This window comes from Candidatus Allofournierella merdipullorum (assembly GCF_048426865.1).
GTDB classification, from domain to species: Bacteria; Bacillota; Clostridia; order Oscillospirales; family Ruminococcaceae; genus Allofournierella_A; species Allofournierella_A merdipullorum.
In genome coordinates this window covers 1-13,525 of sequence record NZ_DBFNWJ010000026.1, presented here as the reverse complement: position 1 = coordinate 13,525, position 13,525 = coordinate 1, and the positions used below count along the sequence as shown (strand labels likewise).

Annotated in this window: 13 protein-coding genes; 2 read left to right on the top strand and 11 right to left on the bottom strand. The window is 60.6% G+C overall.

The annotated features are described in order from the left end of the window. Positions 1–11 precede the first annotated feature (11 nt). Positions 12–1,598 (top strand): asparagine synthase B, encoded by a 1,587-nt coding sequence (gene asnB / locus ACMNAY_RS04450; protein ID WP_418718541.1) that lies wholly within the window; start codon positions 12–14, stop codon positions 1,596–1,598. 155 nt (positions 1,599–1,753) lie between these two features. Beyond that, positions 1,754–2,482, top strand: a complete 729-nt coding sequence (locus ACMNAY_RS04445; RefSeq protein WP_418718540.1) for a hypothetical protein — start codon at positions 1,754–1,756, stop codon at positions 2,480–2,482. A 43-nt stretch (positions 2,483–2,525) separates the two neighbouring features. Here the strand turns inward: ACMNAY_RS04445 and ACMNAY_RS04440 are convergent, their stop codons facing one another. From ACMNAY_RS04440 to ACMNAY_RS04390, 11 genes are all read right to left on the bottom strand, one after another. Continuing rightward, positions 2,526–3,059: a biotin transporter BioY gene (locus ACMNAY_RS04440; RefSeq protein WP_418718539.1), complete on the bottom strand. Its 534-nt coding sequence runs from the start codon at positions 3,057–3,059 to the stop codon at positions 2,526–2,528. A 51-nt stretch (positions 3,060–3,110) separates the two neighbouring features. Continuing rightward, on the bottom strand, positions 3,111–3,371 hold the full coding sequence (locus ACMNAY_RS04435) for a D-alanine--poly(phosphoribitol) ligase subunit 2 (RefSeq protein WP_418718538.1): 261 nt from the start codon (positions 3,369–3,371) through the stop codon (positions 3,111–3,113). Continuing rightward, the gene (locus tag ACMNAY_RS04430) at positions 3,364–4,824 is read right to left on the bottom strand and encodes an AMP-binding protein (protein ID WP_418718537.1); all 1,461 of its coding nucleotides are present in this window, start codon (positions 4,822–4,824) and stop codon (positions 3,364–3,366) included. Before ACMNAY_RS04430 ends, ACMNAY_RS04435 begins: the two co-directional genes overlap by 8 nt. Before the next feature lie 15 nt (positions 4,825–4,839). Continuing rightward, positions 4,840–5,673: a VanW family protein gene (locus tag ACMNAY_RS04425; protein WP_418718536.1), complete on the bottom strand. Its 834-nt coding sequence runs from the start codon at positions 5,671–5,673 to the stop codon at positions 4,840–4,842. A 32-nt stretch (positions 5,674–5,705) separates the two neighbouring features. After that, a complete protein-coding gene (locus tag ACMNAY_RS04420) occupies positions 5,706–6,209 on the bottom strand; it encodes a hypothetical protein (RefSeq protein WP_418718535.1) in 504 nt (167 codons plus the stop codon). Between the two features lie 65 nt (positions 6,210–6,274). Further along, complete coding sequence (locus ACMNAY_RS04415; protein WP_418718534.1) at positions 6,275–6,442, bottom strand: hypothetical protein; 168 nt, start codon at positions 6,440–6,442, stop codon at positions 6,275–6,277. Between the two features lie 69 nt (positions 6,443–6,511). Next, entirely contained in the window at positions 6,512–7,786 is a 1,275-nt protein-coding gene (locus ACMNAY_RS04410; RefSeq protein WP_418718533.1) for a hypothetical protein, read from the bottom strand. Between the two features lie 20 nt (positions 7,787–7,806). After that, positions 7,807–10,167 carry a hypothetical protein gene (locus ACMNAY_RS04405; protein WP_418718532.1) on the bottom strand — a complete coding sequence of 787 codons (2,361 nt, stop codon included), beginning with the start codon at positions 10,165–10,167 and terminating at the stop codon, positions 7,807–7,809. After that, positions 10,164–10,937: an ATP-binding cassette domain-containing protein gene (locus ACMNAY_RS04400; protein ID WP_418718531.1), complete on the bottom strand. Its 774-nt coding sequence runs from the start codon at positions 10,935–10,937 to the stop codon at positions 10,164–10,166. Before ACMNAY_RS04400 ends, ACMNAY_RS04405 begins: the two co-directional genes overlap by 4 nt. Before the next feature lie 20 nt (positions 10,938–10,957). Further along, a complete protein-coding gene (locus ACMNAY_RS04395; protein WP_418718530.1) occupies positions 10,958–12,169 on the bottom strand; it encodes a hypothetical protein in 1,212 nt (403 codons plus the stop codon). A 145-nt stretch (positions 12,170–12,314) separates the two neighbouring features. After that, positions 12,315–13,525, bottom strand: a 1,211-nt coding sequence (locus ACMNAY_RS04390) for a hypothetical protein (RefSeq protein WP_418718529.1), incomplete at its 5' end; no start/stop codon positions are given.

Below are 13,525 nucleotides of genomic sequence, written 5' to 3'. Positions count from 1 at the left end.
GGGGAGAAAGTATGTGTACCATCCTGTGTTATGCGGGCCATGACATCGGCCCGGGCCGATTGCAGGAATATCTTTTGCGCAGCCGGCGGCGCGGGCCGGACGACTTCAGAGTGGTGGAAACGCCTTTTGGATATCTTGGCTTTGCCCGCCTTGCCATCATGGGGCTTTCCCCCGAGGGGATGCAGCCCTTTGAGCAGGACGGCAGCTGGGTGGTGTGCAACGGCGAGGTGTACGGCTTCCGCAGTCTGAAAGAAGAACTCGGTCAACGGGGCTACACCTTCAGGAGCGGCTCGGACTGCGAGGTACTGCTGCCCTTGTGGCGGGAGTACGGTGTTGAAATGTTCGCCCATCTGGACGCGGAGTTTGCCTGTGTGCTTTACGACGGGGCCAGCGGCAGCCTCATCGCCGCCCGCGACCCCATCGGCATCCGTCCGCTGTTCTACGGCTACCCTGCGGATGGCGGCACCATCGCCTTTGCCAGCGAGGCAGCCGAGCTGGAGGGCTGGGTGGACGAAGTCCGCCCCTTCCCTCCCGGCCACTATTACAAGGACGGCCGCTTTGTGCAATATGAGGACATTGCCGCCGTGCGCGGTTACGTTCATGCGCCGCTGGAAGAGCTGTGCCGCAACATCCGCGAAAAACTGGCGGCCGGTGTGGAAAAACGGCTGGACGCCGACGCGCCTCTGGGCTTTCTTCTCTCCGGCGGATTGGATTCCAGCCTTGTGTGCGCTATCGCCGCCCGAAAGCTGCAAAAGCCCATCCGCACCTTTGCCATCGGTATGGAGGGCGACGCCATCGACCTGAAATACGCCCGGGACGTGGCGGACTTCATTGGCGCGGACCACACCGAGGTCATCATGACAAAAAAGCAGGTGCTGGAGGCTCTGCCCCAAGTGGTGCAGGCGCTGGCCACCTGGGACATCACCACCATCCGGGCCAGCGTGGGCATGTATCTTGTCTGCAAGGCCATCCATGAAAGCACCGACATCAAGGTGCTGCTGACGGGCGAAATTTCCGATGAGCTGTTTGGCTACAAATACACTGACTTTGCCCCCAACGCCGCAGAGTTCCAGAAAGAATCGGCCAAGCGCGTTCGCGAGCTTTACTGCTACGATGTGCTTCGGGCGGACCGCTGCCTCGCCGCCAACAGTCTGGAGGCCCGGGTGCCCTTTGGCGATCTGGACTTTGCGCGGTATGTGATGTCCATCGACCCGGCCCGCAAGCTGAACACCTACGGCAAGGGCAAGTACTTATTGCGCAAGGCCTTTGAAGGCGAGGACCTGCTGCCGGGGCACATTCTCTGGCGGGAAAAGGCAGCTTTCAGCGACGCTGTGGGCCACAGCATGGTGGACGACCTGAAAGAATACGCCGAAGCGCTCTATTCCGATGAGGAATTCCGGACTGGAAAGGCAAAATACGACTACTGCCCGCCCTTCACCAAAGAAAGCCTGCTCTATCGGGAGCTGTTCGAGCGGTTCTACCCCGGCGGGGCACGGATGATCCCTGGTTTCTGGATGCCCAACCCCGACTGGAAGGGCTGCAAAGTGGACGACCCCAGTGCCCGGGTGCTGGCAAACTACGGCGACAGCGGCATTTGAATCAGCGGTAAAACAGGGCGGGCCCGGCAGGCCCGCCCTGTTTACAGTTTTTATACAACTTGTTTGCCGCAGCATGAGTGAAACCCTCCCTCCGGCCATGGTATACTTGCCCCGGCAGGCAAAGAGCGTCGCTTTCGGAAAGGGAGTAGTTCACGATGAAAAAATTTCTTTTTGTTGTCTGCGCGGCAGTGCTGGCTGCGGCTGCGTTTTTCCTCTATTCATTGGCAACGGTGGAGCTGCCGGAACCGGCGAGCAATTCCTCCGCTCAAACCTATTCTGATGTGGAACCCATCCAGAGCTGCCCGGAGGGCAGCTCCTCCGCCCCTTCCGAGCCGGTGTCCGATCTTTCTTTTCTCAGTGAAGAACAGCGAAACGTTTTTGCCGGCGCTCAAGAAGCGGTTCCCTATCTGGCGGACCCTTCCAACCTTATGAGCCGTGAGGGCAACGCCGCGGGCGAGGAAGTGCAGCTGGACGGTCGAAGCTACCTGCTCATCACGGGGGAGGACGAAAACTACGAAGATTTCCGCGCACGGATGCTTGGCATCTTCACCGAAAACTGTTTAAACCAACTGGACTTTGATCTGCGCTTCCGTTCAGTGGACGGCAAGCTGGCCGCCCTTGTGGGCGGCATGGGCGGAGCCATTGACTATGCTGAATGTCCCGACACCTACCGGCTTGAGAGCTCTGGCGACGACGAGCTGACTTTCACCCTCATCGGGCACTACATCGAACAGCGTGCCGGAGAATCTGACACAGAGTTTCTTACCCGGCGCGCAAACGGAGAGTTTGACAGCACCCTGGAATTCACCATCCGCCTTGCGAACACCGAAAACGGCTGGCGCATCGATGAGTTGCACAGCCCGCTTTATCCCTACACATTTTGAACAAAAAAGGGCCGTCCCCGCGGGGACGGCCCTTTTATTTGTTTCACAGTTTCAGCCTGCGTCGGATGGCGCCGGCCAGTGCCAGCGCGCCCAGGCCCTTCAAAAAGTCCGGAATGACGAAGGGCAGCACACACACCGTCAGACTGGCCCAAAGGCCCATGCCGCTGACGAACATGAACCAAACAGTGCCCAAGCCGTAGCAAACCAGCTGGCCCGCCAGCACCCCCGCAAGGCGCAGCGCCATGCGCTGCGTTTGGCGGCAGACCACCGCCAGCAGCGCCGCCATCAGCGGATAGGCCCACAAAAAGCCGGCGGTCATGCCGGTGAGCACCTGCACGCCGGCGGCCATATTGGCGAACACCGGCAGGCCCACCGCGCCGATGCAGATATAGGCAAGGATGGAGGCCGCCGCCCAGCCCGGGCTGAGCATGGCCCCGGCGAAAAATACCCCCAGAACGCTCAACGTCAGGCTGATGGGCCCGATGGGAATGCTTAAAGGCGCCACCACCGCCATGAAAGCGGTGCAAAGGCCCGCGAGGGCAATGTTCTTTACTTTTGTTCCCGAGGCAGCGTTCACGGCTCTCACTTCTCTTTCTTTCGTTTGAGCAGCCCTGCCGCCCGCGGCTCATTATACCACAATGCCCGTCTCGCGCGCAAAGGTTTTGCACAGCTCCACGATCCCGGTCACAGTGCGGAAGGCCTCCCGCTCCACCTGGGTGGGCTGTATCTCCACCCCCATATCTTCCAGCCCGTCCAACAGAGTGATAAACGCCAAACTGTCCAATAGGCCGGTCTCCAGCAGGTCAACACCTTGCCGCAGCACGGTGTCGCTGCCGCAGGCTTCGGTCAGCAGACGGCGCACCTCATTTTCAAACTGCGTCTCACTCATGTTCCATCATCCTTTCCAATGCTGCATAGTCGCATTTGCCCCGCTCATTCACCGGCATCCGCTCCACCACGTACCAGCGTTTGGGCAGCATATACTCCGGCAAAACACGCCGCAGACGGGTTGCACATTCTTCAGGGGTCAGAGGTTCTTTTTCCCACTCCACCGCGGTGACAAGGCCCCGCACTTCACAGCCGGCCCGAAGAGGCAGCACCGCCGCAGCCCGCACCTCATCCCAGGCGAGGATGGCAGCCTCCACCTCCCCCGGCTCGATGCGATAGCCTTTGTATTTGATCTGGCGGTCCCGCCGGCCAAGATGCCACAAAAGGCCGTTCCGGATAACGCCCTCGTCCCCGGTGCGGTATGCTTTTTCTCCGTCAAACGAGCCAAACCCGCCCGTTTCACCGCCGATGTAACCGCTGCCCACGCTATGCCCGCAAATGACGATTTCTCCCCGCTCGCCGTCGGGCTGCGGTTCTCCCTGTTCGTTCATGATGATAAGGCGGCTGGCCGCATTGTCCACCCGTCCCACCGGCAGCGTCCCTTCCCTGCCCTGCACCTCTGCCGCCGAGACGGCGCAGGCCGCTTCCGTGGGGCCGTAGGCGTTGAGGATGCGCAGGCCGGGAAAGCGTTTTCCCAGCGTTTTGACGGTGCGTGGCACAAGGGTCTCACCGCAAAAGAAGATGGTTTCAAGCTCCGGCAACAAGTCGCGGCAAAAGGCCGCATCACACAGGCACAACCGGGCAAAGGACGGCGTACAGACCAGCCGCCGCGCGCCGCTGTTCCCCAAAGCCTTGTACAAGGCAAGCAGGTCCCCCTGCTCTTCCGGTTCCAGTGCCCGGACCGTGCCGCCTGCAGCAAAGGTGGGCCAGAGGTCCGCCACCGAGAGGTCAAAAGAAAAGCGTGCCTGATTGACGTTCACCCCTGCCCCGCACGCCGCCACTGCCGGGAGGCTGAGCATCCACTCCACAAAGTTTTCCAGCGCAGAAAGAGGGATGCGCACTCCTTTGGGGTTGCCGGTGCTGCCCGAGGTGAACATCCAGTAGGCGTCCCGCTCCCCATCTGTGGCAAACCGTTCCGGTTCCAACAACTCGTGTCCTCCGAACAGCTGCTCGGCCTGCACTGCTTTCAGCGCCGCAGCAGCCGGGTGGCTGCCGCAACAGAGAACGTCGGCGCTCCCAGCCTGGAAGCGTATTTTCAAAAGGCGCTCCACAGGCTGCTGCGGGTCCACGGGCAGCCAGGGCCTGCCTGCCATGAGGCAGGCCAGGAAGCAGACGGGCATCCCTGCCTCCTTTTCGCCGCAGACGAGAACAGGTCCTGTGCTCGCTCGCAGGCGAAAGGCCAGCGCACAGGCGGAATGCCAGAGTTTTCCATAAGTGAGCGTTTGGGTGCGGTTTTGATAAGCCGGGCGCTCGGGCGTTTTTCGGGCGTGCCGGGCAATGGCTTCTAAAAGCATATTTCTCCCTCCCCCTCAAGAATCCTGCAGGATCTGGTCCGGCGGAATGAGGGCCGGGTCGTACATCACACGGGAGTGATTGTCCAGCACCAGCTCTTCGGCCAGAAGCTGCCCGCTTTGGCGGTCGATGACCCGCCGATAGACCCGGCTCACCCGGTACCATCCGTCCGCTTCTTTGCGGAAGTGGCTGTCTCGCTCCACGATGCGGTAGCGGTGCGGAAAAGGTTCCGTGGTGCGCAACTCGCCGCACAGGTCGGTATCAGTGAGCCAGAAAAGCAGCTGCACCGGCCGGTCAGTGGTGTTTTTGAACTGGTAGTCCACATTTTTATAAAACACTGAGGTGCCGGTGCCGAAGGGAACGGTCCGGCGGTCGTCGGGAAACAGGGCGTCGGAGTGGTGATGCAGTTCGGTGACCGTGAGAGGGCTGTTCAGAACAAGCCAGTGGGTCATGTTCGCCAGCTGGCACAGCCCTCCCGCAAGGCCCGGTTTCATCCGGGTGCCCGCAATGACCAGGCCGTTTGTATACCCTTGCTTGCGGGTGGGATGCCCAACAAGGCCCCAGAAGGAGAAGGTCTCCCCCGGCCGGACGATGACGCCGTTCAGCCGCGCTGCCGCAAGAGCAAGATTTTTCACCTTGCCCTTTTGCAACTCCATGTCTACCCCGTGCAGCTGCCGGAGCAGCGGCGAGGTGTGCCCCTTCACGATGCAGGGCAGAGGCTCAGAGTTCCGCTGCCGGGCATACCGCTGGCCGCTGAATAAAGTCTTTAGGTCCCGAAGGAGGTACTCCTTGCGCAGAGAGAGCCAATACCCCGCCGGGCCGGTTTGACAGAGAAGTTTCCGGGGCCGCATCCTCCCGCCTCCTCATTTTTTCTTGGCCTGAGTCAACTCTCCGGCTCGTTTATTCTCCGTTGTGCGTCGATGTATTGCGCCACCATGACGAAGTTTTGCAGGTCCATTTCGTCCAGCCCTTGGAAGGCACACAGTTCGTCCCAAAGCAGGGTGCTGCCCTCCACCATGTAAAAGCCGCTGGCAAGGTCCACACCCACAAAGATGCGTTCTATGCTGCCTCCCCAGAGTTCGGAATCATCCCTGTTTTCGGGCAGGTAGAACCGCTTGCCCGCGCCCTCGTTTTCAAGATAAAACGCCCGGGGCACGGGGGCCGCACCTGCCGGCAGCTTTTCTGCCCAATACTCGTTCATGGTCACATTGTCGGCAATAACGTCCTGTACTTTCGGGTCGGCTATCTCGGTGAGCGGATAGTTCTTTTGCAGATATTCCAGCACCTGCGCGCCTGTCTTTCGATTCGGGGAAAGCAGGTCTTTGTTCTCCCGCCAGGTCGCCTTCCAGCGGGCGACCATCTCTTCGGTGGGTTCCCGAGTGATCATAGGGCATGCCTCCTTTTTAACAGCACACAAAGGCGCCGCACACGCGGCGCCTTTGCACGAAAAGCTCAATTGATGAAGACAATCAGCACAAACACCACCACGGCCGAGCACAGGCAGGCGAACAGCTTGTTGTTGGAGCGTTTGTCTTCGTCTTCGGCACGGAGCGCCTCCACCAGAGAGTTCGGGAAACAGAACGCAGCCACCACCGCTGCCAAGAGGAACAGCCATTCCATGTGTCACTCCCCCTTTTTGCGGTTCTCTTTTCTTCATCTTATCACGGGCGCCGCCTGCTTGCAACAGTTTCACTGCAGCGGTGTGCGGTTGTCGGCGCCGGCGTAATAATCCGCCTTTTTCAAGAGATAAAAGTCGGTGGCGTAGTAGGAGCTGGTCTCCTCCACGCCGGTGGGCCCCGTCACCTTCGCGGTGCGCAGGCTTTCGCCCAGAGGGATAATGAAATGCTGCTCTGTTTCTCCAGCCACCTCGTAGGGCACGCCGTAGCCGTCGCGCAGGGTGACCTCCTGGCAGCTGCCATTCGTCAGGTCGATGGCGAAGGTGCTGCCAGCCATACCGTCAGCAGTTTTTTCTGAGCACGTGAGCAGGAGTTTGCCGTCCAGAAAACAGCCGTCCTCCGCCACCTGGCTGCCGTAGTAGGGCACGCTTTCCGCCACCATCTCTTCTCCGCCGGAGAGCAGGTCGCGGCGGATCAGTTGCGCGGTACGTTCGCCGGAGGGTTCCAGGATATAGAGATACTGCCCATGAGAGAAGGCGACGGAATGTGGCGCGGGGTTGTGATCATCCGACATTTCGCCGCTGGCCTCGTAGTGGAACAGCTGCGTCTCCTGACCTGTGGTCACATCCAGTTCAAACACGTCCGCCACAGCGCTGAGATAGGAATCGTTGTTGTGTTCCAGCACCAGCTTCTGGTCGTAGGCCCCCAGCAGGATGGTGGGCTGGTCGTACTGTTTCAGTTTTTCCAGCTTCCCGTCCGAAAGACTGGCCTGATACAGGCATTTCACACTGCTTTGGGTGGCGGGGTCAACCTCAGAACTGAGGAAATAGACAAAATCGTCGCTGGCTGCCATCTGCAGATCCACCAAACCGTTTTGATACTCCATGCAGGGGGTGCGGTCCGCGCCGTTAGCGCTCATGCGGTAGAGCCGCACGGTGGGATACTGTTCTCCCGATGGGTCCTCGGTCGAGGAATAAAGATACAAGGGCTGACTTTCATTTTGCTCATCCAGCAGCAGGTAGAGCAACCCCGGAGCCCAGGCGGTGCAGCTGTCGTCGGAGTGGGGGCACTCGGGTCGGGCACACAGCGGCACCGACTGGCCGCTGGCCTCGTCATAATAGTACACGGTGTTCGGGGCGCTAACGCCCAAATAATACACGCCCTGCGCCCCCGCCGCCACATCGTCTCGCTTGCCGAGGAACCGAATGGGAGACGCTTCTTCCTCCGGCTGAACCTGCGCCTGGCTTTGCGGCCGGCTTCCATCGTTTTGAGATACCAGCTCACCTTTGCATGCCGCGAGGCTAAACAGCAGAGTGACTGCGGCAAACAGTGTCAGAACTCGTTTCATTGCATTTTTCTCCTTTTGTTTTATTCCCATCTTGCGCGCAGCCGGTCCACGCACAGCCAACAGACCACTGCAGCCAGGATAAGGACAATAAGGCCCGCCGCGCCGTCGGAAGGGCGGCGCAGCAACTCGGCCAGGTGGAACAGCGGATACGCCCCCACCCAGCGCAGGGGCCACAGGCCGCTCAAGGCCAGCAAGGGCGGCAGGCAAAAGACAAGGGCCGACAGAAACATGGTACTGAGGGCGCTGCCCAGTGCCTCCGAGAGCCAGAGCGTCGCCGCCGCCATGCACAGCACTGCTGCCAAACGGGCAAGCCCCGCCAGCGCCAGCACCCCGGCAAGAGTCAGCCAACACGGCAGATGCAGATAATCATAAAGGCTCATGGCCGGGGCAAAGGGAGCGGGCAAATCGTAATCCCGCAGGACCACAATGAGCCGCGGCAGGCCCACCAGCGCCCACAGCAGCACCGCCGCACCGCCGGTGGCCAGCAGCTTCGCGTCCACCGTTTTGCGTCGGCCCAAGGGGGTGGCCATTACCACACGCTTCATGCCGCCCCGGTGTTCAAAAGCGAACAGGCCCGAAAAACAAACGCTGACCAAAAGGCCGGTCACCATGGTATCCCGCAGGTCTTCTTCCCCTGTAAAGCAGAACAGCTTTTCCCACCCGCTCTCGTATACCAGTTGCGCGCCGGGGTGCTCTTGCAGATAGGGCAGGTTGCCATAGACGATGCGGTCGAACACCTGCATTTTCTGGGTGAGGCCATAGTAGGCCCCCATCTGCATCTGGTACTCCTCCACCGTTATTTCTCCTGTTTGCAGCGCCCGGTCCAGCCGACGGATGGGTTCGAACTCTTCGCTTTGCTCCTGCAGCCACTGGTATGCCTCCTGATCGTAGGGGCCGGAGATATGGGTCATGTAGTACTGATAATATATTTCGTCCGCGTTGATGAAGCTCTTGGTTTCGGCGGTCTGCCATACCTGATACCCGGCAAAAGCAATCAACACCGCAAGCACACCGCAGCTGAGCGCCAGTTTGCGCGCCTCCTGTCGCAGCACAGTAGTGGGCCGGGTACGAGGGTTGCCCAGCCGCAGGCCCGCGAAGGCCGGGGCGGGCAGCAGTGCCGCCCGGCAGAACACCAGACAGAAGGCAGCCAGCAGCGCCGCGCACCACAGCGCCGCGGCGGTCCATTCCACCAGCGGCAGCGGGATGGGGTGGTCAAACCAATAGAGATTTCGATAGTTGCCTAATAATTCGTTGGTACGAAGAATGCTCGCCAGGTTTGCATATTTCACCACGTTCAGCCGGCTCGTTGCGGGGATGGCCTGCCGGATGAGCCACTGAGCAGCGGGCAGCGCCAGCCCGGCACACCAGCCCGCAGCCGCCCGGCTGCAGACCAGCGCCGCCAACATGACCCAAAGGCCCATCACAAAGGCTCCCGCCCATTTGGCCAGCAAAAACACCCCCAGGTACTGCCCCACGGTGATGCGTATGGTGCAGCGCATGAGAGCGGGCACGCTCTGGATGCTGCGGTCAAGTGGGCCAAGGCCAAAGGTGAGCTGGCAATAGGCAAGGTTCACCCCATAGAGCAACACAAGAACGGCCAACAGACTGACCGCCAGCGCCCCCAGCTTTGCCGCCGCCGTTTTCAGACGCCCGCCGGGGGTGGTACGCACAAAGGCCAGCATACCGCTGTCCCGCTCGGCGCGCACCAGAAGGCTTGCCAGCAGCAGCATGGCCGCCAGCAGGATGAGGTCTGTGAAGGGATAGTTCAGCGCAGTGTAGATGCCCTTTTGGGGCGCATAGTTTATTTTCACATCGCCCATTCCGGCGTAAACGGCAGCAGTCTTATCGATGTTTTCCAGATCGTAGCCGCTGCGGGAGTTTTGAAAGATGGAAATGCCGGAAAGCTGCTGCGCTTTGGCCTGCACATCGGCCAGAAATGCCGGATAACCGGCCACCGTGTCCAGTTCCTCCTTAACAGTGGTGAGGAAGTTGACCTCCTGGCCCAGATCCTCGGTGTAGAGGGTATAGCTTTTGTCCTGGTACACCTGCTCGTACTGTTCGAACAACTCGGGGTACTGGGCATGCGGGTCGGACATATAGCCGTACTGGGCGTTCAAGGCATAGTCATAGAGCAGCTGCCCCACCCGATAAACGCCCTTGGCGGTATCCAGCTTTTCGTTGATGAGCGTCTGCTGTTCAGTGGTGGAGAGGCCGCGCAGATCCCGCCCCACGGCCCGCCAGGCCGAAGCGGGGGCGGCGTTCGCGCCGGGTTTGGTGCCGGTGTAGAGCAAAAACAGGTTCGCCCCCGCCAGCATCGCAAGGCAGAGGGCGGTGACCCGGCGGCCCCAGACTTTGCGCAGTTCCGCAAGCAGGAGCCTCATGCGCCGCCCTCCTCTCCAAAGACGTGGAGATACACGTCCTCCAGGCTTTTGCCGGGGGCGTACTGCTCCACCAAAGCGGCCACCGGGGCCTGCGCCACCAACCGGCCGTCTTTCAGCAAAAGGATCTCCTTGGCCACCGTCTCCACATCGCTGACCACATGGGTGGCCACAAGAATGATGCGGTCTTTGGCAAGTCCGGCCAGAAGCTGGCGCAGTCGCACTCGTTCCTTGGGGTCAAGACCGGCGGTGGGCTCGTCCAGAATGAGCAGCTTTGGCTCGCCCAGCAGAGCGCTGGCCAGTAAAAGCCGCTGCTTCATGCCGCCGGAATAGGCGGCGAGGCGCTTGTCCAGTTCGTTTGAAAGGTTCACCCATTCCGCCACCCGTTCCACCTGTGCCGCCGTCTCTTTTGCCGGTATCTCTTTCAATGCGCAGAGATAGGCCAGAAAGCGGCGGCCGGTGTAGCTGTCGTAAAGGCCCTGCTGCTGGGGCATGAAGCCCAACGCGCGGCGAAATTTGACGTCCAGCGCCCGGGCGTTTTTGCCGCACCAGAGAACCGAGCCGCTGTCCTGGGAAAGGCCACCGGTAATGATATTGATGAGGGTGGATTTGCCCGCGCCGTTGGGGCCCAGCAGGCCGTAAAGTCCGGGCCCGAGAGTGAAGCTCACCCCGGCCAGTGCCTGCTTTCTGCCCGCCGGGCGGCCGAACCGCCCCGGCAGCGCATAGCTCTTTTTCAGTTCCTTCACCTGCAAAGCCGGGACGTTCGGTTCCATGGCGGCCTCCTGTGTTTTGTTTATTCAGGCAGCTGCGAGTTCAGATAGTCCTGCCAGCTGCACACCACGTATTCGTATCGCTGGAAACTGTAGACGTCGTTCCCGCTGTAACGGGGCACCTGTACCACCAGTTTGTCCCCCATCGTGCCCATCACCTGGTAGGGGTAGCCGCGCACCGGATCGTAGAGCTTTATCTCCCGCAGCTCACCCGTTTCGGGGGTATAGGCCCAGCGCTGAACGCCGCTGCCGCTGCTTTCGCCGGGGCTGAACACAGTGAACATCAATGTGCCGTTATAGCGGGTGAGGGACATCACATACCCGTTCTCCCCCACTTCCAGGCCCGGGTCATAGTCGGCGTCGGCGCCCGAAGCAAGATCCCGCACGGTAAGATGGAGTTTGCCCTCCGGGGCGCTGAGAAGGCAGAGGGAGTCGTCGGCCACCAGCTCCCAGTATTCGTCCTGCACCCAGTCCAGCACAGGCGTCACCTCGCCGGTGGCGGGGTCCACCGCTTTCAGGTAGTGGCGCTGAGTATAGAAATCATCCGGAGATGTATTTGTGTCGGACTCGCTGCCGATGGTCTTGATCATCAGCTTGCCGCAGGCCACGCCCATTAAAAAAGTGCTGTTATCCACCTGGCACAGGTCTGTCAGACTGCCCTCGGAGAGATTCAGCCGCGCCAGAGACATGGTGGGAGAATCGCCCTCGTAGGTGGCAAGCAGGAAGTAGAGGTTTTCACCGTCACCGGCAACGCTGCCGCCGAACGACTGATTTGCCTCAAAAGTATACACCGTCCTGCGTCCGGAACCGTCCGGTTCCATCACGTCGATGTGGCCGGGCTCCTCGCCGGACCCACTTTCGCCGAACAGCAGATACAGCTTGTCGCCATTGAAGGCCAGATAGGGGCCGCTGGAAAAGCACGCCGGGCAGGCATCGGAATCATGGGTACAGCTGGGGTTTGAGCACAGTACGATATCCTGGCCGCTTGCTCCGTCGATAAAGTGCACATTGGAATAGTCGGCGCTGTCCTGGATGTAATAGAACCCTTGCTCGCCCTCGGCCCCATAGCCGATGTTGTCCGGCGAGGCGGAAAGAAACTCAAGTTGCCCGCCTGCCGCATTGGAGGCAGCAGGGTCGCTTGTGGCCGCCGATGGGGCGGCGGAAGGAGTTGCTTCGCCGCATGCGGCCAGCAGCAGGCAGGCCGCGAGGCAGAACGGAAGAATGTGTTTTTTCACGGTGCAAAGACCTCCTTTTGTCGGGTGAAACGCCTCGTTCAGCGGGCCGCTCCCCCGTTGCGCGTTCAGTATAGCACGGTCCGAACGCCCGTCTCTATCATTGGGGTGTATGCTTTGCGTATCGAAACTGTAAAAAGCGGTCGCTTTATCCCACCCGGGTCACCGCGCGGTAGTTCGGCATGCTGTTCCAGAAGTCCCCCGCACTGATGAGGGCAAAGGCGTATTCCACGATGTCCTCGCCGTAGGTCGCGCCGTTCGGAGCCGGTGTGCGGACGGTATTGTAAGTGCGGCTGGGCGAAACGAGATAGTTTTGACCCTGCCGCGCAAATATCTCCAGCATCCGCATGTCGTCGCGGTCTTCGGTGCTGTCCGCCTGCAGCGTTTGCCGGGTCGTTTTGCCTTCAAAATCCACAAGCAGGTTGCAGTAGCCTTCCTCCGTCGCCGCTTGCACCACATACCCCTGTTCGGTCACATTGGCCAGCATGAGCCACGGAATCGATTCGCCCGCCAACAGGTCGGTTTGCAGTTCGGTCACGCTACCGTCCTTCAGCGAGACGGAGCGGATGGCCCCGGTAGTCTCGTCCACACAATAAATCGCTCCCTCGCTTACCACCGCCGCGCTTGCGCTGGTCATGTCCAAATCCCGCAGCGCTTTTGTGTCTACATTGTAAGCGGCGTAGTAATTGCGGCCGGTGCCGGACTGCAAAATCAGTTCTCTGCCCCATGCGCCCACGATGCGCAGTTCGTCCCGCTGGACCGACTCGTCGGCGCTCACCGCGCCGGTGGCGAGGTCGACGGTCACGATCTTGACCACGGCTTTGTCCGCTGCGCCGTAGTCTGTGACAACTGTGTAAAGATTTTTTCCGTCCACCGCCGGCATAGAGCTGATCGCTTCCGCCGCGCCAAAGCGGACCAACTCCTGCCGGTCCGAGCCGTCCGGTCCGCATTTGATAATGCGGGGCAGCGCCTTTTCCCCGTAGGTGTCGAACACCCAGTCGCTCCAAGGGGCACCAGGGAAAAGGATATACAGGGAGTCCCCGGAGGCAAGGACATTCGCTCCGACGCCGTTCCAGGCAAACCAGGCCGGACAGTTTTCGTCCCGGTGGGCGCAGTTTGGCTGGCCGCAGAGGACCACGTCCTGCAGCGTGGCGTAATCCACAAAGCGCAGCAGGCTGTTGCCGTTTTCATCACTGGTGAAATAGTAATAGCCTGATTCGTTGCCTGACCCATAGGGCGAATCCGAACTCAAAAAGCGGATGGCATCTTCTTTTTCCCGGGTTGCGGTTCCCGGCGCACCGCAGCCCGCCAGGATCAGACAGGCAGAAAGCGCAGTGGCGAGAAGGTTTTTCCTGATTT

Bases quoted from the DNA above. Each gene is read 5' to 3' on its own strand.
- asnB (WP_418718541.1), top strand. From the start codon at position 12: ATGTGTACCATCCTGTGTTATGCGGGCCATGACATCGGCCCGGGCCGA.
- ACMNAY_RS04445 (WP_418718540.1), top strand. From the start codon at position 1,754: ATGAAAAAATTTCTTTTTGTTGTCTGCGCGGCAGTGCTGGCTGCGGCT.
- ACMNAY_RS04435 (WP_418718538.1), bottom strand. From the start codon at position 3,371: ATGAGTGAGACGCAGTTTGAAAATGAGGTGCGCCGTCTGCTGACCGAA.
- ACMNAY_RS04430 (WP_418718537.1), bottom strand. From the start codon at position 4,824: ATGCTTTTAGAAGCCATTGCCCGGCACGCCCGAAAAACGCCCGAGCGC.
- ACMNAY_RS04425 (WP_418718536.1), bottom strand. From the start codon at position 5,673: ATGCGGCCCCGGAAACTTCTCTGTCAAACCGGCCCGGCGGGGTATTGG.
- ACMNAY_RS04420 (WP_418718535.1), bottom strand. From the start codon at position 6,209: ATGATCACTCGGGAACCCACCGAAGAGATGGTCGCCCGCTGGAAGGCG.
- ACMNAY_RS04415 (WP_418718534.1), bottom strand. From the start codon at position 6,442: ATGGAATGGCTGTTCCTCTTGGCAGCGGTGGTGGCTGCGTTCTGTTTC.
- ACMNAY_RS04410 (WP_418718533.1), bottom strand. From the start codon at position 7,786: ATGAAACGAGTTCTGACACTGTTTGCCGCAGTCACTCTGCTGTTTAGC.
- ACMNAY_RS04405 (WP_418718532.1), bottom strand. From the start codon at position 10,167: ATGAGGCTCCTGCTTGCGGAACTGCGCAAAGTCTGGGGCCGCCGGGTC.
- ACMNAY_RS04400 (WP_418718531.1), bottom strand. From the start codon at position 10,937: ATGGAACCGAACGTCCCGGCTTTGCAGGTGAAGGAACTGAAAAAGAGC.